Genomic DNA, 21,096 nt, shown 5'->3' with positions numbered 1-21,096 from the left:
GGCCCAATGGGCATATGAGCACCCCTGCCGGAGGGGCGGCGGACACCTCGCTGCCCGATGTCGCACCACGGCTGCGCGAACTGCGCCGCCGTCGCGGTCTCACCCTGGAAGCGGCCGCCCAGCGGGCGGGCCTCTCGCCCGCCCACCTCTCCCGACTGGAGACGGGACACCGCCAGCCGTCGCTGCCGATGCTGCTGGGACTTGCCCGTATCTACGGTACGACGGTCGCCGAGCTCCTCGGCGAGTCGGCGCCGGAACACGAGCCCATCATCCGCGCCGGTCGCGGGGAGACCGCGGCGGCCGACGGCTGGACGTACCACCGGGCAGGCGGCCCCGGCCGGGCGATGCAGGCCCTGCGGCTGGTGGTCCCGTACGGCAGCCAGGGCGATGTGGTCCGGGTGCATCCCGGCGAGGAGTGGCTGTATGTCCTCGACGGGCGGCTGCGGCTGGGCCTGGGCGAAGCGGTGCACGATCTGAGCCCCGGGGACAGCGCGCACTTCGACTCCATGACCCCGCACCGCATCGCGGCGGCCACGCCCGACGGGGTCCGGCTGCTCTTCGTACACACGCTGCTGCAGAGCCCCGACATCCATCCGCATGCCTGACACACGTGAGAGGTCTGCTATGTCCAAGCACAACGAAGAGGGGAAGTTCCCCCGAGGGCTGGTGATCCGGCTCTTCGCCTACCTGGTGGCGGGTCATCTCTTCGCCGCCTTCCTCTATCTGCTCTTCCTGCTGGGCGGCCAGAACCAGTAGCGCGGAACCGGTGAGCCCGGCTCAGGCCTCGTCGAGGAGCCGGTCGCGCAGCCGCTCGCGCGTCTGCGGGCTCACCTTCAGGCCCTCGGTGAGGTAGCGCTCGGTGGTGCCCCAGGTCTGCTCGATCGTTTCGAAGGCCGCGCTCAGGTACTCGGCCCGCGCGTCGAAGAGCGGGGACAGCAGCTCCATCACTTCCGGGGACGTCGCGGCCGGGGAATTGTCGCTGCGCCGGACGAGGTAACGGCGGTGCGGGTCATTGGACTTGAGGTAGTCCGCCTCGATGGCCTCCCGCTCGACGCCGACCGCCAGCAGCGAGACGGCTACCGACAGACCGGCGCGGTCCTTGCCCGCCGCGCAGTGCATCAGGGCCGGGACGCTGTCCTCCGCGAGCGCGTGCAGGACCCTGCTGTGCTCGGCGGTGCGCTGCTTGATGATCGTCCGGTACGAGGCCGACATCCGCCCCGCCGCCTTGCCGTCCGCGAGGATCGACCGCAGCTGGTCGAGGTCGCCGTCCCGGACCATCTTCCAGAACTCGGCGCCGTCGGCCGGGTCGGTCAGCGGCAGATTCACATTGCGTACGCCGGGCAGCTCGACGTCGGGGCCCTCCAGCCGCATGTCCGCCGCGTTGCGGAAGTCGAAGATCGTGTGCAGGCCCAGCGTGCTGAGGAACGAGGCGTCGGACCCGGTCGCGTGCGCGAGATGGCCGCTGCGGAAGAGCCGGCCGTGCCGCACTTTCCTGCCGTCCACTGTCGGCAGGCCGCCCACGTCCCGGAAGTTGCGCACTCCGGCCAGTTCCGGCTCTGTCGACGGGACCTGCGGCAGCTGCTGCGTCACGGGGGCTCCTGAAGTGAACTGCCGTCGGCGCTGCTCGCCGACGATGGCGCGTTCCCGACGATACGACACCGCTTCATCAGGCAATCATCTCGACCGTCTCCCGCAAGGCCGTTGCACCGGCAGCGGTCCACGTCGGATGATGTGCGGGCCTGTGCGGACCTGTGAGTATCTGAGGGGTCGGGATGATCGAGAGCGTTGGCAAGGGGCGTACGTGGGTTCTCTCCGGACCCACGAGCAGTTATGCGCTGCACCTCACGGACGACGACGAACTGCTGCATCTCCATTGGGGCTCCCGGATTTCCGGCGCCGACGCGGAGGCGCTCGCGGACCGGGTACTGCCGCCCTACTGGCCCTTCGAGTCGCAGCTCGACGGGCACGAGGAGTACCCGGTCGAGGGCGGACCCCGCTTCGTACGCCCGGCGCTCTCCGTCCGTACGCCAGAAGTACGCGGCACGGAGTGGACCTTCGCCGGTCACGCGGTGGACGGCGACGAACTGCGGCTCCGCTTCACCGATGCCGTACACGGCCTCGGCCTCACCCTGCACCACCGGATGCGCGACGACGCGGACATCATCGAGCGCTGGGTCACCGTCGCCCACGAGGGCGACGGCCCCGACCTGGAGCTGCTGCGGGCCGACGCCGCCGCCTGGACGCTGCCGCAGCGCGACCGCTGGCGGCTCAGCCAGCTGCACGGCCGCTGGGCCGCCGAGTCGCTGCTCGTACGGTCGGAGCTGACGTACGGCGAGAAGGTGATCGGCAGCCGTCGCGGCCACACCGGGCACCAGCATCTGCCGTGGGTCGCGCTGGACGCGGAGGGGGCCACGGAGGAGCGAGGCGAGGTGTACGCCTGTGCCCTCGGCTGGTCCGGGTCCTGGCGGATCTCCGTACAGCAGCTGCCCGACGGTCTCGTGCAGATCACCGGCGGCGCGGGCTACGACGAATCGGGACTGCTGCGGCTCGCGCCCGGGCAGTCGTACACCTCGCCCGTCTTCGCCGGGCTGTGGACCGACGGCGGATTCGGCGGGGCCAGCCGGGCCTGGCACGCCTGGCAGCTGGCGCATGTCATCCCCGACGCGGCGACCGAGCGGCCCGTCCTTTACAACTCCTGGGAAGCGACCGGTTTCGACATCTCCGAGGAGCAGCAGCGGGCGCTCGCGCAGCGGGCCGCGGCCATGGGCGTCGAGCTGTTCGTGGTGGACGACGCGTGGTTCGGGCAGCGCACCAGCGACCGCGCCGGGCTCGGCGACTGGACGCCCAACGCCGAGCGCTTCCCGAAGGGGCTGGGGCCGCTCGCCGACGAAGTGCACGCGCTGGGAATGCAGTTCGGCATCTGGGTCGAGCCGGAGATGGTCAACGCAGACAGCGACCTCTACCGCGCGCACCCCGACTGGGTGCAGCACCACCCGGGCCGCGCCAGGACCGAATTCCGCAACCAGCTCGTGCTGAACCTCGCGCGCGAGGACGTACAGGCCTATCTCTGGGAGCAGTTGGACACGCTGCTCAGCAGCGCGCCCATCGACTATGTGAAGTGGGACTTCAACCGCTGCTTCACGGACGCCGGCTGGCCCGGCGAGGAGTACCCGCAGAAGCTGTGGGTCGAGCATGTGCACGCGCTGTACGCACTCCTTGACCGGCTGCGGGCCGCGCATCCGTCCGTCGCCTTCGAGTCGTGCTCGGGCGGCGGCGGCCGGATCGACCTCGGCATCCTCTCCCGCACCGACCAGGTGTGGACCTCCGACAACACCGATCCGCTGGACCGCCTCGCCATCCAGCAGGGCTTCACCCAGCTGCACCCGGCTCGGGTCATGGCGGCCTGGGTCACCGACAGCCCCAACGTCCAGCTCAACGGCCGGTTCAGCACGCTCCGCTTCCGCTTCGTCAGCGCGATGGCCGGTGTTCTCGGGGTCGGCGGCGACCTCACCGAGTGGACCGATGAGGAACTCGCCGAGGCACGCGGCTGGGTGGACCTGTACAAGAAGATCAGGCCGCTGGTGCAGCACGGCGAGCTGCATCGGCTGCGGGCGCCCGAGGGCGGGCTGAGCGCCGTGCAGTACGTACGCGGCGACGAGAGCGTTGTCCTCGCCTGGCTCCAGGCACAGCACTACGGCGAGCAGCCGCCCAGGCTCAGGCTGCGCGGCCTCGACCCGGCAGCCGCCTACGAGTGCCTGGACACCGGCGCCGTACACCGGGGGGCCGTACTCCTGCACCACGGATTGCACCCCGGGCTCAAGGGCGACATGGACGCCACCGTGATCCGGCTGCGCCGCCGCTGATTCGACTCGCCGGGGCGCGGCTTACCTCCGTAGCCCGCTGCAACGAATTTCGGCGACTGCTCCGGCTCAAGCCTGCCGCGGATTTCGAGGAACCGATTTTCGCCTTCGGCGACACCGAATTCAGGATCTTCGTCCTGCACTCATCCCGCGCGCCGCGGGCACCTCCGGTTCGGCGCGATCGCGGCGTCCTTCGCTACGACGCCCCCGTGGCCTCCGCGGACCGGCTCCACCCTTCGGAGACCCCGTCGATCGTCGACGACGGCATTTTGTCCAGTTTTGCGGTAGAGGAGGGGGGCTAGTCGCCGAGCGGGGGTGGCGGTTCGCGGAAGAATTCCTGCGATGCTGGCAGGAATAGGGGGCAAGTGAGAGTGATCGGTCGATCGTCATTAAATGACGCTTCTGTCCGAATTGGCCCGTTCGGCATAACGTGCCCCGTATACAGGGGAGATGGGGTCCGGCCCGTGAGCAGGATCATATCCGTGACGGTGTGTGGTGGTCCGTCGGAGCCGAACTCCGTTGCCGGAAGGGTAGTTGAGATCCGGTCGAGATCCACATTTTACGGAGCGTAACCGGAATTCTGCGGCGATATCGCACGGATCATTGGCCCGGGAAAGTGATGGCTTGTACCCGCCCGTCCGTCTCGCTTACGTTCCCGTCAATCCGGACGGACCGCCTAATCCTGCCGCCGACCGGAATTCGAAAAATCCACCCACGCGTGGCAGGAGCGGGGGACCCAGGTAGTTCGCCATTCCGGAGTTCCGGACGGCTCGGGGTTAAGTCGCGCATTTGCGCGGCCGGGCATCTCCAGCCCGAACCCGACAGCTCACCTCGTAGGCGCCGGAGAGGAATGCGCCATGCCCGCAAAGGGTAAGCACCGCCGTCCCAAGACCAGCCCGATCACGCGCGGCTTCGTCGCCGCCGGCACGGGTGGCGCCGCCATCGCGCTTCCGCTGATGGGTGCCACCGGCGCCCACGCGGCGGGCAAGGCCGCTCCCGCCGTGGCGCCCGCTACGGCAGTGACCGCCGCCGCGGCCCCGGCGGCAGCCAAGCCGGCCGCCGTCCCCACCACGTACTCCGTCGTCTCCGGTGACTACCTGGCCAAGATCGCCAAGGAGCACGATGTGCGCGGCGGCTGGAAGAAGCTGTACGAGGACAACCGTGAGCAGGTCGGCGACAACCCGTCGCTGATCCACCCGGGCCTCAAGCTGACCCTCGGCGCGAAGTCGAAGGCGAAGGCTCCGGAGAAGGCGCAGCCGCGCCAGGAGAGCCAGGACCGGTCCGAGTCCAAGGCCGAGTCGAAGGCCGAGTCGAAGGCCAAGTCGAAGTCCAAGGGCTCCTCCGACTCCGGCTCGGACTCCTCCGCGCAGTCCTCCTCCGGCGACTCCGCGAGCGCCTCGCAGATCAGCAGCTCCGGCTTCACCGCCCCCGTCGACGGCGCGAACGTCACCACCCCCTACCGCATGACCGGCGCCATGTGGTCCAGCGGCTACCACACCGGTGTCGACTTCGCGGCCTCTTCCGGCACCACCGTCAAGGCCGTCGGCGCGGGCACCGTCGTCTCCGCCGGCTGGGGCGGCGCGTACGGCAACGAGGTCGTCATCCAGCACAGCGACGGCACCTACTCGCAGTACGCCCACCTCTCCTCGCTCGCCGTATCCGCCGGCCAGAGCGTGAGCGGCGGCCAGCAGATCGGCCTCTCCGGTTCCACCGGCAACTCCAGCGGCCCGCACCTGCACTTCGAGATCCGCACCGGCCCGAGCTACGGCTCGGACGTCGACCCGCTGGCGTACCTGCGCCAGTACGGCGTCTCCATCTGAGGCACAGACAGCACACCGTTCTCGACTCCCCCCGTCCGGCGGCGCGGGGGAGTCGGCGTATTCCGGGTTGGACGAAACTTGACCGGTGGCAAAGATCACCCCTCGTCAACCCTTCCTTACGGTCGCGTAGGTCACATCCGTAAGGGAAAGATGTGGCCTCGTGGCAGACGATTCGAGAACAGGGAAAAAGGGTGCATTCGGGTCGTACGCGGCTATCGGTGACAGCTTCACCGAAGGCGTCGGAGACCCGGGTCCGACCGGGATGTACGTCGGCTGGGCGGACCGGTTCGCGGTCCTGCTCGACGACCGGACGCCGGAGCACACCTTCAGGTACGCGAACCTCGCCGTACGCGGGCGTCTCCTCGACCAGATCGTCGAGGAGCAGGTGCCGAGGGCGAAGGAACTCGCCCCGGATCTGGTGACGTTCTGCGCCGGCGGCAACGACATCATCCGGCCTGGCACCGACCCCGACGACGTGGCCGAGCGCTTCGAGCGCGCCGTCGCCGACCTCACGAGCGCGATCGGCACGGTCATGGTGACCACCGGATTCGACACGCGCGGGGTGCCGGTGCTGCGCCATCTGCGCGGCAAGATCGCCACGTACACCGCGCATGTACGGGCCATTGCCGACCGCTACGACTGCCCCGTGCTCGACCTCTGGTCGCTCAAGTCGGTCCAGGACAGGCGGGCCTGGGACACCGACCGGCTGCATCTGTCGCCCGAGGGACACACCCGGGTCGCGCTGCGCGCCGCCCAGGTACTCGGACTCGATGTGCCCGCCGACCCCGACCAGCCGTGGCCGCCCCAGCCGCCGCGCGGCCCGCTCGAAGTGCGCCGTGACGACATCCACTGGGCGCGCGAGCACCTGGTGCCGTGGATCGGCCGACGGCTGCGCGGCGAGAGCTCCGGCGACCACGTCGAGGCCAAGCGCCCGAACCTGCTGCCCCTGTGACGGCAGCGGGGCGGGGTGCGCGGCGCCCGCGACCCCGACCGCGGCACGGCCGCTATGCACCGGCTGCGCGCCGAGGTGCTGTGAGGCTGACGGGGATCGGCTTTCCCGCTCCGCACGACGGCTGAGTAGCGGCGGGCACGGCCGGGATCCGCTCCAGGACACCGCCCGCGAACACGTCGTACAGCGGCAGCGCCTCCAGATGGACATAGCCGATATGGCAGTCGCAGACGGCCGACGGACAGCCGCGCGGGCGCAGCGCCCGCCGGTAGGAGCCGTCGTAGAGATTGCCCAGCTCGTCCCGCACGAAGTGGCAGCGCCGCACCGTGCCGTCACCGTCTACCGAGATCACCGATTCGCCCGTCCGGCACGGGAGCCCTGCCGAGCGGTGCGGATCGCGGCTGTACGGGAAGAACGGGTCGATGTCCGTCCACTCGGCGGCCTCGGCGTCGGTGTAGCTGCGTCCCTCGGCCGCGTTCACCCAGAGGTAGACGGGCGAGGGCAGATCGGCGCGCAGGCGGCGGGCCTGGGCCAAATGCCCGGGGAAGCCGACGACCCCGACGCTGAACCGGACCCCGCGCCCGGACAGGTCACGGCACTTGCCGAGGAAGCGGTCGTACGGAGTCTGGCCCGGGTGGTACGTGCACCAGAGCGCGAGGGCGTCGAGATCGGCGTCCGCGACCCAGCCGGTGCGGCAGCTGAGGTTCGTCTGGATGGCGACCCGGCGGATGTGCGGCAGCCGGGAAAGCTCGGTGAGGGTGCGGCGGTACCAGGAGCGGACCAGACCCTCGCCCCACGGCGTGAACAGAATCGACAGCTGGTCGTCCGTCTGCTCGGACGCCCAGGCGGCGAAGCGTTCGAGCGCGGAGCGGTCGGCACGCAGTTGCTCGGAGCTGTCGTGCCGCTTGGCGAAGGGGCAGTACGGGCAGTCGTAGTCGCAGGAGGCCAGCGGGCCCCGGTAGAGGATCGTCAGGTCCACGGCTCAGCCTCACTTGAGTTCGTACGCGGCCATGTCGGCGCGCACGGCGGGGGAGAAGAGCTCCGGGCCCACGGCGTCGGAGTAGGCCAGACCCTCGGCGGTCAGCCTCAGCCGGTCGGGCCCAGCGTTCTCGTCGAGCCAGCCGAGGGCGGCGAAGCGGTCGAGCTCGAACCGGAAGTCCTCGACCGGGTGGCGGCCGAACCGCTCACGGTATCCGGCCACTTCCATGCCTTCGGCCTGGAGGAGCGACTGGAGGAGATGGCGGCGGCGCGCCTCGCCCTCGTCGACCTCGCGCCCCACTTCGGCACGGCTGAAGTCCTCGGTCGCCGTGTAGGTGTCGATGATGCCGCGTATCTCGCGCATGTCGACGGCGTAGTCGAAGGAGTAGTGCAGGGTCGAGGTGTAGGAGCGGGCGCCGCAGCCGAGACCGATCATGCCGTCGGTCTGGCAGGCGTAGTCGTCCGCGCCCTGCGGTGGAGCGTCCGTGCGGCGGAACATCCGCATCGACACCTGCTCGTAGCCGTGCGAGAGCAGATGGTCGCGGCCCTTGCGGTACAGGAGCAGCCGCTGGGCGTCCCACGCCTGATCGCCGGCCTCGCCGGCACGGCCCAGACCGGTCAGCGGCCGCACATACAGGGGGTAGAGATACAGCTCCTCGGGCTGCCAGGCGAGCGCCGCGTCCAGTGACCGTCGCCAGGTGTGCTCGGTCTGGCCGTCTATGCCGTATATGAGATCGATGTTGAGGACGGGGATGCGGGCGTCGCGGATCCGGGCCAGGGCCGACTCGACATCGGCGCGGCGCTGCGGGCGTACGGCCGCCCTGGCCTCCTCGTCGACGAAGCTCTGCACGCCGATGCTGAGCCGGGTGGCGCCCCGGTCGGCGAGGACGGTGAGCCGGTCGGCGGTCGCGGTGGCGGGGGACGTCTCGACGGAGAGCGGGACAGCGCGCAGATCGGCGCCCATGCGCTTCTCGGCGATGTCGCAGAGCCGGTCCAGTTCCCCGGCTGTGAGGAAGGTGGGGGTGCCGCCCCCGAACGCCGCCGCGGCGAAACGTACCGGCTCGGCGTCCCCGAGGGCGTCGCGCACCGCGGTCGCCTGGCGGTCGAGCGCGTCGAGATAGCGCGTGGTGAGCTCGTCGGGAGCGCCGATCCGCGTGAAGAGATTGCAGAAACCGCAGCGGACCTCGCAGAACGGTATGTGGAGATAGAGGGCGAGCGCGTCCTTGCGTTCCCCCGCCCAGCGCTCGCGCAGCGCGGGCCGTCCGCCCTCCGGGAAGGGCCGGTAGGCCGTCTTGTGCGGATAGGCGTAGACATAACTCTGGTACGGGCGGGGTGCGCCGCTCCGGGGAATGCTGCTCATGCTGCGGCCTCGAGGAAGAAGTGGGCGTAGGGAACCGTCCAGACCACGTCGTGGCCGAGCCGGTGGCCGGTGAAGCCGTCGTCCCCGTACGCCGTGCCATGGTCGGAACAGACAATCGCGAAGCAGCGGCGGCGGCTGCTCGCGGCGGCGAAGAGACGCCCGATGTGCCGGTCGACGTACTCAAGGGCGGCAGCGTGCGTCTCGCGCGAATCACCCGCGTCCCGAGTGGCGCCGGGGAGGTGGAACCAATTCGGCTGGTGCAGCGACGGCACGTTGACGAACAGGAACAGCCGCTGGTCGTACGGGAGTCCGGCGACGACCTTCTCGGCCAGGTCCACCTGGGCCTCGAAGGAGGTGGGTGACGCCACCCCGAACTCCGGGTCCCAATGGCTCTCCTGGAACATTCCCGGCAGTACGGAGCCGAGCGGTCCCAGCTTGTTGAAGAAGCCGACGCCACCGATGCAAACCGTGCGGTAACCGGTGTCCGCGAGACCCGAGACAAGGTCCGGGTTGTCGAAGACGAAGGTGCGGGCTGCGGTGGTCTCACTGCCCGGGAAGCGCGCGGCGAACAGACGTGGATGCGGCCCCGGGGCCGCCGGAGTGGGCAGGAAGCCGGCGAAGATCGCCTGGTGGGAGGCGTAGGTGAAACTGCCCGGGGCGTGCCGTTTCTCCCAGACGCCGCCGGGCAGATGGCGGGCGAGATTCGGGATCCGGCCCGCGGCGGCCAGCTCGGCGGCGACGTCGAAGCGCAGTGTGTCGAGGGTGACGAGCAGCAGGTCGTCGCGGCCGACGACCTCGGTCATGTCCGGGGCGTCGGTCATGTCCCCGGTGGCCGGGCCGTCCTGGCGCGCGGGGGTGTCAGGCGCTTGCACGATGGCGGTTCCTTGCTCTGCTCAGTACGGCGGCAACCTGCGCCGCATAGGTGTCCTGGCCCTCGGCGCCGCTGCCCGGCAGGCCGGTGAGGCGCGGCAGCAGATCCCCGAAGGCGTTGACCTCGCCGACGGCGAAGCGGCGCCACCCGATGGCGGGCAGCAGATCGACGCCCACGCGCAGGGCTCCGGGGAAACAGGCCGCGGCCCGTTCGCAGATGCCGAGCGTGTCGGCCCAGCTGCCGCCGGCGGCTTCGGTGGCCGCTCGCGCCGCGATGAGGTCTCCCCGGGCGCCGCCGAGGTGGAGGTTGGTCATGGGGGAGCGGCTCGTCCTGACGACCGCGTGGGTGGCGCGGCCCGCGATGACGACGACCCGCAGATCCGCGACCCGGCCGTCCTGCGATGCCTTGGGCAGCCAGCGCTCGATATGCAGACCGTCCGGCGCCAGGGCATCGATCAGCGCGCCGACCTCAAGCTCGGTCGAATATCGGCGCACGCGCAGGGAGTTGAAGAGCCGACCGTCCACGTCACGCTCGACCGAGGTGGCCGCTTGTACCCGCCCGCGGCCCGCCGTCTCCACGGCGAGTACGCCGGAGGCCGACGAGCCGTGCGCCAGTTTGACGAATATCCGGCGCAGACCGGTCTGCTCCGTCAGCGCACGGACGTCGTCCCACCCGCGTACGGCAGGGGCGCCGGCGCCGGACGTGGGCGACTTGGGCACGGGCACCCCGGCCCGCCGCAGCACGCCATGGCACAGCCGCTTGTCGAACAGCACCGCCAGCTCGTGCGGATCGTCGAGCAGCATTGCCCCGCCGGCCGCCGTCAGATCGGCCACATCCCGCACGGCAGAGGTGAAGCGCGCGTACCAGCGGGCAGTTCCCTCCACCCGGGTCGGGTCGTTCGTACCGCGCAACTCCCGTTCCACCAGTGGGTCCTCGCCGGGCGAGTCGATCCGCACCCGCTCGCCCGGCCGGAACTCCGCCCGCCCCCGCAGCACATCGAGCCAGGGCACGACGCGTGCGGCGGGCAGCCCGGCGGCGCGCACGGCGTCCTGGAGGAGCGCGACGCGCCGGTTGGCCGGATTGCCGACGACGGCGAGACGGAGGTCTGTTCTCAGGCCCGGTAGCGCCCGCATCCCGGTCATTCCGCGACAGCGGTATAGCGCTCTTCCCCGCCTTCGGAGTCCCTCTCCGCAACCTCGCTTTCGGAGAGGTCGACCTCCACGCCTGCGGCTTCGAAGGTCTTGGTCAGGCGCTGCACCATCGGCTCGCTGAGGAAGTGATGGTGGAGGTCGAGCTTCTCCAGATGGGTCAGCGGCTGTCCGTTCAGCAGGGCCTCCGCGCCTTCGTCGCCAAGGGTGCCCATCGACAGATCGAGCGTGCCCAGACCGGCGACGACCGGGGCGCCGGAGATTGCGACGGCTATCTGGTCCTGGATCTCGCTGTTGCGCAGGGCCAGAGACCGCAGACGAGGAAGGCGGACGCCGGAGAGGATCGGCTCCAGATCGGACACCTCGGCGTTCCCTCCGTACCAGGAGGTGCCGAGCCAGACGTCGAGATGCTCCAGCGCGGGCAGGTCGCTGGCCGCGATGCCGCGCACGACCTCAGCGTCGAGCCCGCCTGTCTCGACGGTCAGCGAACGGAGCTTCTCGTGCCGGACGGCGGGGAACTTCAGCTCCTGGCCGCCGCGAACCCCGAACTGCAGCAGCTCGGGGAACGCGTCGAGCAGCGGCGTCACCAGCCCCTGGTTGATCCAGGAGATCTCGCACTCCTCATAGGTGATGTCCCCGAGGAAGAGCGCCCGCAGAGCGGGCAGTTGCTCCCGTGCGTCGAGCAGCGCGGTGATGACGGCGTCGGGCGCCGAGTCGTACACATCGCTCCACGCACCGACGACCAGCGCCCGCACCTGGGTGGTGTCCACCGCGGCGAGGAAGCGGGCGAAGGCTCCCTCCCACTCCTCATCGCTGTCGTACGCATCGACAGTGATCCGCCAGGCCACGGAAGCCGCTTGCGGCAGCTCGACCTTCGACTCGGCGTCGGGGAAGTCGAACACGGGCAGGCCGTGCAGCTCCTGCAGATGGTCCGAAATGGTCATGACGGGCTCCAGACACCGGACAGTGTTGATCGGCTGATGTGCCAGCAGTTCTACCAAGCCGCACTGACAACTGCCGTCACGGGGCCGGTCGGGGGACGGCGGAGCCTGTGCCGGGCCCGGGTCCTGTGCCGCGGCCTGCGCCGGGCCCGTTGTCAGACCCTCCCGTTAGCGTCTTTTCCAGGTTCGGCGCACTCGGTGCCGGGCGTGGAGAGGAGAGCCATGTACCGGCAGGGAGACGTGCTCATCGTGCCCGTCACGGACGAAGCCGTGCCGTCGCATGCCGTGGACGCGCCGAGCGAGGCAAGGGACGCGCGAGGGCGTCTGGTGCTCGCACTCGGTGAGGTCACGGGTCACGCGCACGCCGTGGCCGGCCCGGGCCGACTGGTGCGCGAGCCGGGCCCGTTCGGCCCGATGCTTCTGCATCTGCCCGAAGGCGGCCGGGTGGTGCACGAGGAGCATGCGGCCATACCGCTGCCGAAGGGCTGGTACCGCGTGGTGCGGCAGCGCGAGTACCTGCCGGGCGCGGTCCGCATCGTCGCCGACTGAATGACGACGAGCGGCAAAGCAACAGACCGATTCAGGACGACAGGGGACGGGGCATCACATGCAGTACGTGGACAAGTGGCGGGCCGTTGCGGCGGCGACCGGACCGGCGGACCGGGCCGCCGCCGAGGAAGGTGTGCGCCTCGCCTACCGCACGGCCGGGCTCGCCGAACCGGAGCGGATCGTATGGGTGGGCTCTCCGCGGTCCGGTGTGGCCGCCGTCCGCTCGCTCGACGACCCCGGCCGTTCGGTGCGCGACGAGGTGCGCACCCGCCCCTGGGCGGAGGAACGCCGCCGTATCCACGACGAGTTGGGGCCGGCCGGCTGGGCCGAGCTGTGGAGCCTCACCGGCGCCCGGCTCTGGGACACCACGCGGGCACTGGCCGAGCGGATACGGGCAGGGGTGGTGGACGCGCTGGCCGTTCAGGACACAGCAGACACGGCACACACGGTGGATACGGCGGACATCGGGGACGCGACGGCGACAGAGACCGAGGTCCGGCTGACCCTGCTCGACGCGGTGCTCGGCCAGCACGACGCGGCCTGGCTCGCCGGTTTCGACGGCCGTAGCGACCGGCTCCAAGGGCTGGTCAGGGTCGCGGCCCACGCCGGCTGGTGGTGGCCGTACGAAAAGGCGGTGGTGATCTGCGAGCGGCCGGTGGAGCTCCACCGGGACGAGGCCGGCCGGCTCGACAGGGGCGACGGTCCGGCGCTGGCATTCCCCGACGGCTTCGCCCTGTACGCCTGGCGCGGCATGCCGGTGCCCGCAGACTTCCTCGGCGAACTGACCTCGCTCACCCCACAGCGCATACGCAGCGAGGAGAACGCCGAACTGCGGCGCGTGATGCTCGAGTACTACGGCTACGACCGCTATCTCGCCGAGTCGGACGCCCAGCCCGTGCACCGGGACGAGACAGGCATTCTGTGGCGGATCGCGCTGGACGACGACGAGGACGTGGCGATGGTCGAAGTGGTCAACTCCACCCCCGAGCCGGACGGCACCCACCGCACCTACTGGCTGCGGGTGCCGCCCACGACCCGGACCGCGAAGGAGGGTGTCGCCTGGACCTTCGGGCTGGAGGCGGAAGCGTACGAACCGGTGCGTCAGACCTGAGGCGAGACGAGTCCGGCGGGGCCGATCAGTGCCCCGCTGCCCTCGGCCGTGCAGGCGTGGGCGCCCGCCAGTGCCCCCAGCCTCGCGCTCTCCTCCAGGTCGAGGCCGGACAGCCGCCCGTACAGGAAGCCGCAAACATATGCGTCACCCGCGCCGTTGGAGTCCACCACCGGTGCGGGTGGAACCGCCGCGGGGATCGGGCGTGGGGTGCTGCTGCCGTCGCGGGTGAGAAGGTACGAGCCGCCGGCGCCCGCCGTCGCGACCACCGCCTGGGCCCTTCCGTCGCGCAGGATCTCCCGCATCACCGAGGCTATCCGCTCGCGCGCGCCCACCGTGCTCAGGAAGACCAGGTCCGAGCGGAGCGCGAACTCCCGGTGGTGGTCGGCCAGTCCGTCCCAGTCGTGCAGGTCGGTGGAGACGGGTACGCCGAGCGCCTCGATGTCGTCGTAGAGGAACCGCGCGAAGTTCACGATCGAGAGATGGACGTGGCGGGCCCGCCGCAGATGCGGGAGGTAGAAGTCCCGCGGCATCCGCAACTCCCCCGGATCACGGGCGTCGTAGAAGGACATGCGGCGGCCCGCGGGGTCGACGAGGTTGACCGCGCGGCGGGTCCCGGTGGGGGAGAGGAGCGGCTCGAAGGCCACCCCGCCTTCGGCGAGCCGTGCGCGGACCTGCTGGCCCGGCCAGTCGTCGCCGATGTAGTCGAGGAGGGTGACATTCAGCCCGAGGGCCCGGCAGCCCAGGGCCACATTGCCGCCGGTGTGGCCCGGCGATTCGCGGATCGGGCCGACTCCGACGGAGTCCGAGAGCGGGACCGGCAGGGAGTCGACGCGGACGACCGTGTCCACGCCGCTGCCGCCGACGACCAGTACATCGTGAGGGAGAGGATCTGTCTGCTGAGAGTGAGAGTGAGAGTGAGAGTGAGACGGAGACCGCGGCTGCTGAGACACAGTTGCCAAGTATGGGGGAAGAGCCTGTGCGCGTACGGCCGTTCAGCGAGCGGCGGCAGTGAGCTCGGCGCGATCCACGCCAAGCTCACGGGCGAGCGCGTCGTCGGTCCATTCCAGCATCGCCGCGCGCGACAGCGATCCCGCGTACGAGGTCATCTGCACGGCGAGCCCGTCCAGAAACGCCGTCAGCCGCCAGGCCGTTGCCGCCGGGTCCTCGCACGGGAACTCGCCCGCAGCCGCGCCCTCCGCGATGACCTCGGTCAGGGCGGCCTTCCACTGCTGGTCGAGATCGCGGGCGACCTCCCGCAGCGTCGGCTCGCGCAGCGCGGCCGCCCAGCCCTCGATCCACAGCCGCCAGCCCTTGGCCGTCCCCGTCGGCGCGTACCAGCGGACCGCGGCCCGCAGCCGGCGCAGCGCGGATGTGCGGCGGCCCAGCAGTTTGCTCAGATGGGCAAGGTCACCGTCGGCGGCGTAGGTGAAGGCGGCCGCGACGAGCTTCTCCTTGGTCGAGAAGTGGTAGAGAACCAGGGCATTGCTCACGCCGAGGGCGGAGGCGACATCGGCGATGCGCACGGCCGCCACACCACGTTCCTCGATCTGCTCCACGGCAGCACTGAGCAGCTCCTCACGCCGCTCCGCCACACTCAACCGGACTCTTGACACGGCATCACCCTACACAGCCGATCTTGGCTGGCGTTGTGCGGCGGCTGCGGCTGCGGCTGCGGCTGTCCGGCGGTGCCCGCACTCCGTGCGCGTGGAGTTCGAGCGAGGCCCCCGGCGCCGTCATCTGTACCAGCCGAAGCGCTCGGCGATCACCGGCAGCCGGTCGGCGACGATCGCGTGCGCCGCGGCCCGCGGAGTCGTCCCGTCCGCCTCCGCGCGCGCCAGCATCTGGTCGATCAGGGCGCGCATCGAGCGACGCGTATACGCGAAGGCCTCGTCCGCGTCGGCGTCGATGTCACCGAACAGCGTCCACCACCACCACGCGTTCGTACCGGAGTTGACGACGACGTCCGGCAGTACGGTGATGCCGCGCCGCGCGAGCAGCTCCTCCGCGTCCGGCAGCACCGGCATGTTCGCCGCCTCGACGATCCAACGGGCCGTGATCTGCGCCTGGTTGGCGGTGTCGACGGCGTACGAGACGGCAGCCGGCACCAGTACTTCCGCGTCGATCGACAGCCACGCGTCGCCCGGCAGCTCGAGGTCGTCCGGCCGCAGGGCCGTCCGGTCGACCGTGCCGTAAGAGTCGCGGGCCGCCAGCAGCGCATCGACGTCCAGGCCGGCCGGGTTGGCGACGGTGCCCTTGACGTCGGCGACAGCGACGATCTTCAGCCCGGCGCGGGCGAGGAAGCGGGCACTGGCCCCGCCCATCGTGCCAAGTCCCTGGACACTGACGCGCGTTCCTTCGTACGCGACAGCCGCCCGGTCGAGCGCGACCAGCACGGACTCGGCGACGCCGCAGCCGCCCACGAGCTCGTCGAGCCCGATGCCGTCGACCTCGACGGCGAAGGCGTCCGCGAGCCGCCGGCGCGCGGTCACCTCGTCGTCGAGCAGCGGGTAGACGGCCTGGATGGAGGAGACGAGCCCTGCCTCTGCGGCTGCGCGGTCGACGATGTCCTGGGTGAGGCCGAGGTCTTCGCCGGTGGTCCACATCGTCTCGATGTACGGACGTACGGCGCGCAGATAGCGGACCAGGATGCCGTACGCCCGGGGGTCCTGCGGGTCGCAGTCGATGCCGCCCTTCGCACCGCCGAGCGGGATGTACCGGCCGTCGGGGTTGTAGTGCAGGGCCTCCTTCATCGTCATCCCGCGGGCCAGCCCGGCCACCTCCTCCAGCGTGCAGCCCTCGCGCATCCGCAGACCGCCGCTGGAGACCCCGCGCACGAGCCGGTCGACGACCAAGTGGCCCTGGCGGCCGGTGACATGGTCGGTCCAGGTGAGCGACAGCAGGGGAGTGGTCATCGGGCGGTCTCCTCGGGGACGGTGATCACGGTGGGGCCGGGGGTGCCGAGGGCCCGGGTGAGGGCGGCGGCGAGCGCTTCGGGGGTCGCGGCGCGCTCGCCGTGTCCGCCGTAGGCGCGGGCGAGGGCGGGCAGGTCGACGGGCGCGAGGTCGACGGCGGCCGGGGCGTCGCCGCGCGCGGCCATCTCGTCGCGGATCTCGCCGTAGCCGCCGTTGTCGAACACGACGACGGGCAGCGGGAGCCGGAGCTGGGCGGCGGTGGCCAGTTCCTGCACGGAGAACTGCAGTCCGCCGTCGCCGCTGAGCGCGACCACCTGCCGGTCCGGGTCTGCGGTCTTGGCGCCGATCGCGGCGGGCAGCGCGTAGCCGAGGGTGCCGAACCCGGTGGGGTGCAGATAGCGGGCGTCGGGTCCGACGGGCAGATGCGGGAGCGCGCCGTAGTAGCAGCACTGGGCGCTGTCGGAGGTGATGACGGCATCGGCTGCGAGGACGGCACGGATCGCCCGGAGGCACGGCAGCCAGCGGGCGTCCCGGTCCCGGGTCTCGGCGTCCCGCGCGAGGCGCAGCTCGGCGACCTGCTCGGCGGCGCTCGGGGCGGCGGCTTCTTCGGCGCGGGCGTCGGGAGCGAGCCGCAGCTCGGCGGCGCCGGCCGTTCCGCTTCCGGCGTCCGTGTCCCGGTCGCCGCTCCCGGTGTCGCGTACGAGCCGCAGTTCCGCACCGCGCGGCATCATCACCCAGGCATCCCGCGCCGGACGCTGCGCGCTGACGCCGCGCCCGCCCGGCTCGCCGCCACCCCCTCCGCCGCTCCGGTACACGGACAGCAGCGTGCCCACCACCCGCTGCGCGTCGCCCACCAGCGGCACATCCGCCGGGATCGCCGCGTACATCTGTGCGGGGTCCAGGTCGACGCGTACCAGCGTGCCGTTCAACGTCGGTGGCGCCGACCACAGATCGGACTCCGCCAGCTCGGTCCCCACGGCCAGCACCACATCACGCCGCGCCAGCCACTTCTGGACGACCTGGCTGTGCAGCGAGACACCGAGCGACAGCGGATGGGACTCGTCCATGACGCCCTTGCCGTTGGCGGTGGTGACCACCGGCGCGGCCAACTCCTCGGCCAGGGCGAGCAGTTCAGCTGCGGCCCCACGCGCACCTCCGCCCAGTACGAGCGCGGGACGCCGCGCCGCGCGCAGGGCATCGACGGCCCGCCGGATCGCGCCCGAAGTGGGCGCGGCGGACCCGGCCGGCGGGGCGGTCCGTACCGCTCCGACCGGCTCCGCGGCCTCCAGCAGATCCAGCGGAATCTCGATGTGCACGGGCCTCGGCCGCTCCGTGGTGAAGAGCGTGAACGCCCGCGCGACCGCCACGCCGATCTCGTCGACCGTCGACACCCGGTGGCTGAACGCCGCGACACCCCGCAGCGCCTCGCTCTGGCTGCGCATCTCGTGCAGCAGCCCGGTCGACTGGCGCGGGTGGCGCAGCGGCATCCCGGGGGAGACGACGAGCAGCGGCACGCTGTCGGAGTAGGCCTGGCCGACCGCCGCCGCGATGTTCAGCAGGGCGGGCCCCGTGGTGGTGATCGCGACCCCGGGCCGCCCGCTGACCCGGGCGTACCCATCGGCCGCGTACCCCGCGCCCTGCTCATGGCGCGGCGTCACATGCGCGACCCCGTAGGCGGCGAGATGCCGGTAGATCTCCAGGTTGTGCGTGCCCGGAATCCCGAAGGCCTGGGTGACGCCGTGCGCCGCCAGCGCCCGTACGACGGCTTCGCCGCCCGTCAGAGTCGTCGACGCCATGTCACATGCTCCTCGAGATGATCAGCCGCATGGTGTCCGAGGTGCCTTCCTCGATCTCCTCCAGCTTGGCGTCCCCGCATCCACGGCTCCACGGGGAACTCGCGCGAACACCCCCATACGCGTCCGGCCCTGAGCGGGACCAGCTCGGTGGGGAGCTCGGACATGGTGCCTCCAGGCACGACGACTGACGCAGTAACTGAACCGTCAGTCAGTATCCGGAGGAGCGAGCTCCCCTGTCAACATGATCGTCAACAAACTCGCCGAGCGGACCGCACGGTCGTCGCGGTCAGGCGGCCGTCGAGCGCCGACGGGCCGGAATCTCGCAGTGGTCCTTGAAGCCCTGGCTGGTCAGCCCCAGTGCGGAGTTCATCCGCGAGCGCAGGTTCTCCACTGCCACCATCGCGGTCAGCTCGACGAACGCGGCCTCGCCGAGAGCCGTGAGCAGCTGCTTCGCCAGCTCGTCCTCGACCCGCGGCGGATTGGCCGTCATCGCCTCCGCGTACTCCATGACATCGCGCTCCAGCGGAGCGTAGACATCACTGTCGCGCCACATCGGCACATCCTGGAGCTTGCGCACGTCCATGCCGTGCCGCCGGCTCTCCCAGTGGCCGAAGTCCATGCACCAGCTGCACCCGATCGAGGCGGCCGACGCCATCACAGCCAGCGTCTTGAGGGTGGGGTCGAGGTTCTTCCACTTCGCCACCGACTGCTCGAAACGGAGATCCGACCACAGCACCCGCGGGTTGTGGGCCAGCGCCCGGGCGGGGTCGAGGACCTTTCCGTACACGCGCTTGGAGTACCACTCCGTGGCACGGAAGAGGAGCGAGCGGCGCGGGGTGAGCGAGATACGGGCCATGACGAGCCTCCTGACGTGTGGTCGACGCCCCATGGCGACGGCCTTTCACGCCTACGACGGACGGCTCGGCCCGGATGTGACATCGCAGGGGGTAAGGAATTTCAGGAACACCGGCACGGAGGCAGGCGTTCCTGTGGTCATGACGGACATCGACGCAGAGCAGGACGCGGAGGACGCCCTCCTCGAGCTGATCGCCGAGTACGACGGAGGTGTGCTGGTCACCATCAAGCGGGACGGCAGGCCACAGCTGTCCAATGTGAACCACGCCTACTACCCGCACGAGCGGATCATCCGGGTGTCCATCACCGACGACCGGGCCAAGACCAGGAACCTGCGCCGCGACCCGCGCGCCGGCTACCACGTCACCAGCCCCGACCGCTGGGCCTGGACGGTCGTCGAGGGCACGGCCGACCTCTCCCCGGTCGCTGCCGACCCGCACGACGCCACCGTCGAAGAGCTGATCACCCTCTACCGCGACGTGCAGGGCGAGCACCCGGACTGGGACGACTACCGGCGCGCGATGGTCCGCGACAAGCGCCTCGTTCTGCGGCTGCGCGTCGAACGGGCCTATGGCCAGCCGCGCCGCTGAGCCCTTCACCGGTGCCGGTGGCCGCCACCGCCGCCCGCACACCCAGGGTGACGGCTGACACACCCAGGGTGACGTCGACCAGCACGAGCACGGTGTGCGGTCCCGGCGCGTTCGCACTGTCGTACCCCCCGCACATAATGAAGAGACCCGACACCTGGAGGTGCCGTGACCGGCGCTGACTCCCCCCACCCCCCTCTCAGCTCCCGGCTGCGCTCGCTGCGACCCGCCGCGTTCGGCGCCGACCCGGCCGGAGAGCGGTGGGAGCGGATCCGCCGCTCGCCCAACTTCTCCGACGGGTCCTTCCAGAACCCGGTGGGAGCCAGAACCCGGCCGTCCGGCGGCTCCATGATCGAGTTTGCCAAGATCTACTTCCGCAAGGAGACGCGGGCGCGCCGGTCCCCCATCGGCGTGGTGCCCGTGCACCCCACGACCCTCGCCGACCTGGCGAAACCGCCGGCCTCCGGGCTGCGGCTCACCTGGATCGGTCACTCCAGCGTTCTCGCCGAGATCGACGGTCGGCGGGTTCTCTTCGACCCGGTCTGGGGCGAGCGCTGCTCACCCTTCTCCTTCGCCGGCCCCAAGCGGCTGCACCCTGTTCCCGTGCCGCTCGCGGACCTGGGTCCGGTCGATGTCGTCGTCATCTCCCACGACCACTACGACCACCTCGATCTGCCCAGCATCCGCGCCCTGGCCTCCACGGACACGGTCTTCGTGGTGCCTCTGGGCGTCGGCGCGCACCTCGAGCGCTGGGGCGTGCCCGCCGACCGCCTGCGTGAGCTGGACTGGAACGAGTCGACGGAAGTCGCCGGTATCCGGCTGACCGCCACCCCGGCCCGCCACTTCTGCGGCCGCGGGCTGCGCAACCAGCAGCACACACTCTGGGCGTCCTGGGCCGTCACCGGCCCGGAGCACCGGATCTACCACAGCGGCGACACCGGATACTTCCCCGGCTTCAAGGACATCGGCGCCGAGCACGGCCCCTTCGACGCCACCATGATCCAGATCGGCGCGTACAGCGAGTACTGGCCGGACATCCATATGACGCCCGCCGAGGGAATGCGCGCCCACCTGGACCTCCAGGGCGGGCAGCCGTCCGGCGTGATGCTGCCGATCCACTGGGGGACGTTCAACCTCGCGCCGCACCCGTGGGCCGAGCCTGGCGAGGGTACGGCCGCGGCCGCGGCCGCCGCGGGCGCGCCCATAGCCCTTCCGCGACCGGGCGAGCCGTTCGAGCCGACCGCCGAGGGCGGCGTTCCGTCCGAGCTGTGGTGGCGTGCGGTGGCGACCGTGCCCGTCGAAGGCTGGGCCACTTCCGGCGGCACGGGCAGCCCAGAGGTGGCGCCGACCGCCTGATCC

At 71.0% G+C, this 21,096-nt stretch carries 20 protein-coding genes and 1 riboswitch; of the genes, 9 read left to right on the top strand and 11 right to left on the bottom strand.

Annotated elements, in window-relative coordinates:
- The first annotated feature begins 14 nt into the window (after window positions 1-14).
- Together QFZ67_RS05420 and QFZ67_RS05415 are read left to right on the top strand one after the other, a co-directional pair.
- The gene (locus QFZ67_RS05420; protein WP_307659942.1) at window positions 15-605 is read left to right on the top strand and encodes a helix-turn-helix domain-containing protein; all 591 of its coding nucleotides are present in this window, start codon (window positions 15-17) and stop codon (window positions 603-605) included.
- Window positions 606-624: 19 nt separating this feature from the next.
- Window positions 625-756 carry a DUF6126 family protein gene (locus QFZ67_RS05415; RefSeq protein WP_307659941.1) on the top strand — a complete coding sequence of 44 codons (132 nt, stop codon included), beginning with the start codon at window positions 625-627 and terminating at the stop codon, window positions 754-756.
- 21 nt (window positions 757-777) lie between these two features.
- Here the strand turns inward: QFZ67_RS05415 and QFZ67_RS05410 are convergent, their stop codons facing one another.
- Entirely contained in the window at window positions 778-1,590 is an 813-nt protein-coding gene (locus tag QFZ67_RS05410) for a tyrosine-protein phosphatase (RefSeq protein WP_307659940.1), read from the bottom strand.
- Window positions 1,591-1,772: 182 nt separating this feature from the next.
- Between QFZ67_RS05410 and QFZ67_RS05405 the strand changes: the two genes are divergently transcribed.
- The 3 genes from QFZ67_RS05405 to QFZ67_RS05395 all read left to right on the top strand — a co-directional run bounded on the left by QFZ67_RS05405 (window position 1,773) and on the right by QFZ67_RS05395 (window position 6,632).
- A complete protein-coding gene (locus QFZ67_RS05405) occupies window positions 1,773-3,863 on the top strand; it encodes an alpha-galactosidase (RefSeq protein WP_307659939.1) in 2,091 nt (696 codons plus the stop codon).
- 696 nt (window positions 3,864-4,559) lie between these two features.
- Window positions 4,560-4,713, top strand: a riboswitch (cyclic di-AMP (ydaO/yuaA leader).
- 4 nt (window positions 4,714-4,717) lie between these two features.
- Window positions 4,718-5,680 carry a M23 family metallopeptidase gene (locus tag QFZ67_RS05400; protein WP_307659938.1) on the top strand — a complete coding sequence of 321 codons (963 nt, stop codon included), beginning with the start codon at window positions 4,718-4,720 and terminating at the stop codon, window positions 5,678-5,680.
- A gap of 160 nt (window positions 5,681-5,840) precedes the next feature.
- The gene (locus QFZ67_RS05395) at window positions 5,841-6,632 is read left to right on the top strand and encodes an SGNH/GDSL hydrolase family protein (protein ID WP_307659937.1); all 792 of its coding nucleotides are present in this window, start codon (window positions 5,841-5,843) and stop codon (window positions 6,630-6,632) included.
- A 52-nt stretch (window positions 6,633-6,684) separates the two neighbouring features.
- Here QFZ67_RS05395 and QFZ67_RS05390 read toward each other — a convergent pair whose 3' ends face one another.
- The 5 genes from QFZ67_RS05390 to QFZ67_RS05370 are packed head-to-tail and all read right to left on the bottom strand — an operon-like array spanning window position 6,685 to window position 11,930.
- Window positions 6,685-7,608 (bottom strand): STM4011 family radical SAM protein, encoded by a 924-nt coding sequence (locus QFZ67_RS05390; RefSeq protein WP_307659936.1) that lies wholly within the window; start codon window positions 7,606-7,608, stop codon window positions 6,685-6,687.
- Window positions 7,609-7,617: 9 nt separating this feature from the next.
- Window positions 7,618-8,967, bottom strand: a complete 1,350-nt coding sequence (locus tag QFZ67_RS05385) for an STM4012 family radical SAM protein (protein ID WP_307659935.1) — start codon at window positions 8,965-8,967, stop codon at window positions 7,618-7,620.
- Entirely contained in the window at window positions 8,964-9,770 is an 807-nt protein-coding gene (locus QFZ67_RS05380) for an STM4013/SEN3800 family hydrolase (protein WP_307665731.1), read from the bottom strand. The genes QFZ67_RS05385 and QFZ67_RS05380 overlap by 4 nt, the downstream gene beginning before the upstream one ends.
- Window positions 9,771-9,825: 55 nt before the next feature.
- Window positions 9,826-10,971 (bottom strand): STM4014 family protein, encoded by a 1,146-nt coding sequence (locus tag QFZ67_RS05375; RefSeq protein ID WP_307659934.1) that lies wholly within the window; start codon window positions 10,969-10,971, stop codon window positions 9,826-9,828.
- A 5-nt stretch (window positions 10,972-10,976) separates the two neighbouring features.
- Window positions 10,977-11,930 carry an STM4015 family protein gene (locus QFZ67_RS05370; RefSeq protein WP_307659933.1) on the bottom strand — a complete coding sequence of 318 codons (954 nt, stop codon included), beginning with the start codon at window positions 11,928-11,930 and terminating at the stop codon, window positions 10,977-10,979.
- Between the two features lie 219 nt (window positions 11,931-12,149).
- Between QFZ67_RS05370 and QFZ67_RS05365 the strand changes: the two genes are divergently transcribed.
- A complete protein-coding gene (locus QFZ67_RS05365) occupies window positions 12,150-12,476 on the top strand; it encodes a hypothetical protein (protein WP_307659932.1) in 327 nt (108 codons plus the stop codon).
- 58 nt (window positions 12,477-12,534) lie between these two features.
- Window positions 12,535-13,587: a DUF6745 domain-containing protein gene (locus tag QFZ67_RS05360; protein WP_307659931.1), complete on the top strand. Its 1,053-nt coding sequence runs from the start codon at window positions 12,535-12,537 to the stop codon at window positions 13,585-13,587.
- Here the strand turns inward: QFZ67_RS05360 and QFZ67_RS05355 are convergent.
- From QFZ67_RS05355 to QFZ67_RS05335, 5 genes are all read right to left on the bottom strand, one after another.
- Window positions 13,578-14,435: a carbohydrate kinase family protein gene (locus QFZ67_RS05355; RefSeq protein WP_307659930.1), complete on the bottom strand. Its 858-nt coding sequence runs from the start codon at window positions 14,433-14,435 to the stop codon at window positions 13,578-13,580. The two genes, QFZ67_RS05360 and QFZ67_RS05355, sit on opposite strands and share 10 nt — an antisense overlap.
- Window positions 14,436-14,579: 144 nt before the next feature.
- On the bottom strand, window positions 14,580-15,200 hold the full coding sequence (locus tag QFZ67_RS05350; protein ID WP_307659929.1) for a TetR/AcrR family transcriptional regulator: 621 nt from the start codon (window positions 15,198-15,200) through the stop codon (window positions 14,580-14,582).
- Between the two features lie 120 nt (window positions 15,201-15,320).
- Window positions 15,321-16,499 carry a Glu/Leu/Phe/Val dehydrogenase dimerization domain-containing protein gene (locus QFZ67_RS05345; protein ID WP_307659928.1) on the bottom strand — a complete coding sequence of 393 codons (1,179 nt, stop codon included), beginning with the start codon at window positions 16,497-16,499 and terminating at the stop codon, window positions 15,321-15,323.
- The gene (locus QFZ67_RS05340) at window positions 16,496-18,295 is read right to left on the bottom strand and encodes a thiamine pyrophosphate-dependent enzyme (RefSeq protein WP_307659927.1); all 1,800 of its coding nucleotides are present in this window, start codon (window positions 18,293-18,295) and stop codon (window positions 16,496-16,498) included. The genes QFZ67_RS05345 and QFZ67_RS05340 overlap by 4 nt, the downstream gene beginning before the upstream one ends.
- Window positions 18,296-18,581: 286 nt before the next feature.
- The gene (locus QFZ67_RS05335; protein ID WP_307659926.1) at window positions 18,582-19,151 is read right to left on the bottom strand and encodes a carboxymuconolactone decarboxylase family protein; all 570 of its coding nucleotides are present in this window, start codon (window positions 19,149-19,151) and stop codon (window positions 18,582-18,584) included.
- Window positions 19,152-19,290: 139 nt separating this feature from the next.
- Here QFZ67_RS05335 and QFZ67_RS05330 point away from each other — a divergent pair, with 139 nt between their 5' ends.
- A complete protein-coding gene (locus QFZ67_RS05330; protein WP_307659925.1) occupies window positions 19,291-19,740 on the top strand; it encodes a PPOX class F420-dependent oxidoreductase in 450 nt (149 codons plus the stop codon).
- Between the two features lie 165 nt (window positions 19,741-19,905).
- A complete protein-coding gene (locus tag QFZ67_RS05325; RefSeq protein ID WP_307659924.1) occupies window positions 19,906-21,093 on the top strand; it encodes an MBL fold metallo-hydrolase in 1,188 nt (395 codons plus the stop codon).
- Window positions 21,094-21,096: the final 3 nt, after the last annotated feature.

This window comes from Streptomyces sp. V1I1 (genome assembly GCF_030817355.1).
In the GTDB taxonomy this organism is placed as follows: Bacteria; Actinomycetota; Actinomycetes; order Streptomycetales; family Streptomycetaceae; genus Streptomyces.
Note: the sequence above shows the minus strand (reverse complement) of the source record. Positions and strands in the feature narration are given on the sequence as shown.

Bases quoted from the DNA above. Each gene is read 5' to 3' on its own strand.
- QFZ67_RS05340 (WP_307659927.1), bottom strand. From the start codon at position 18,295: ATGGCGTCGACGACTCTGACGGGCGGCGAAGCCGTCGTACGGGCGCTG.
- QFZ67_RS05365 (WP_307659932.1), top strand. From the start codon at position 12,150: ATGTACCGGCAGGGAGACGTGCTCATCGTGCCCGTCACGGACGAAGCC.
- QFZ67_RS05385 (WP_307659935.1), bottom strand. From the start codon at position 8,967: ATGAGCAGCATTCCCCGGAGCGGCGCACCCCGCCCGTACCAGAGTTAT.
- QFZ67_RS05335 (WP_307659926.1), bottom strand. From the start codon at position 19,151: ATGGCCCGTATCTCGCTCACCCCGCGCCGCTCGCTCCTCTTCCGTGCC.
- QFZ67_RS05380 (WP_307665731.1), bottom strand. From the start codon at position 9,770: ATGACCGAGGTCGTCGGCCGCGACGACCTGCTGCTCGTCACCCTCGAC.
- QFZ67_RS05405 (WP_307659939.1), top strand. From the start codon at position 1,773: ATGATCGAGAGCGTTGGCAAGGGGCGTACGTGGGTTCTCTCCGGACCC.
- QFZ67_RS05360 (WP_307659931.1), top strand. From the start codon at position 12,535: ATGCAGTACGTGGACAAGTGGCGGGCCGTTGCGGCGGCGACCGGACCG.
- QFZ67_RS05330 (WP_307659925.1), top strand. From the start codon at position 19,291: ATGACGGACATCGACGCAGAGCAGGACGCGGAGGACGCCCTCCTCGAG.
- QFZ67_RS05415 (WP_307659941.1), top strand. From the start codon at position 625: ATGTCCAAGCACAACGAAGAGGGGAAGTTCCCCCGAGGGCTGGTGATC.
- QFZ67_RS05370 (WP_307659933.1), bottom strand. From the start codon at position 11,930: ATGACCATTTCGGACCATCTGCAGGAGCTGCACGGCCTGCCCGTGTTC.
- QFZ67_RS05420 (WP_307659942.1), top strand. From the start codon at position 15: ATGAGCACCCCTGCCGGAGGGGCGGCGGACACCTCGCTGCCCGATGTC.
- QFZ67_RS05375 (WP_307659934.1), bottom strand. From the start codon at position 10,971: ATGCGGGCGCTACCGGGCCTGAGAACAGACCTCCGTCTCGCCGTCGTC.
- QFZ67_RS05400 (WP_307659938.1), top strand. From the start codon at position 4,718: ATGCCCGCAAAGGGTAAGCACCGCCGTCCCAAGACCAGCCCGATCACG.
- QFZ67_RS05345 (WP_307659928.1), bottom strand. From the start codon at position 16,499: ATGACCACTCCCCTGCTGTCGCTCACCTGGACCGACCATGTCACCGGC.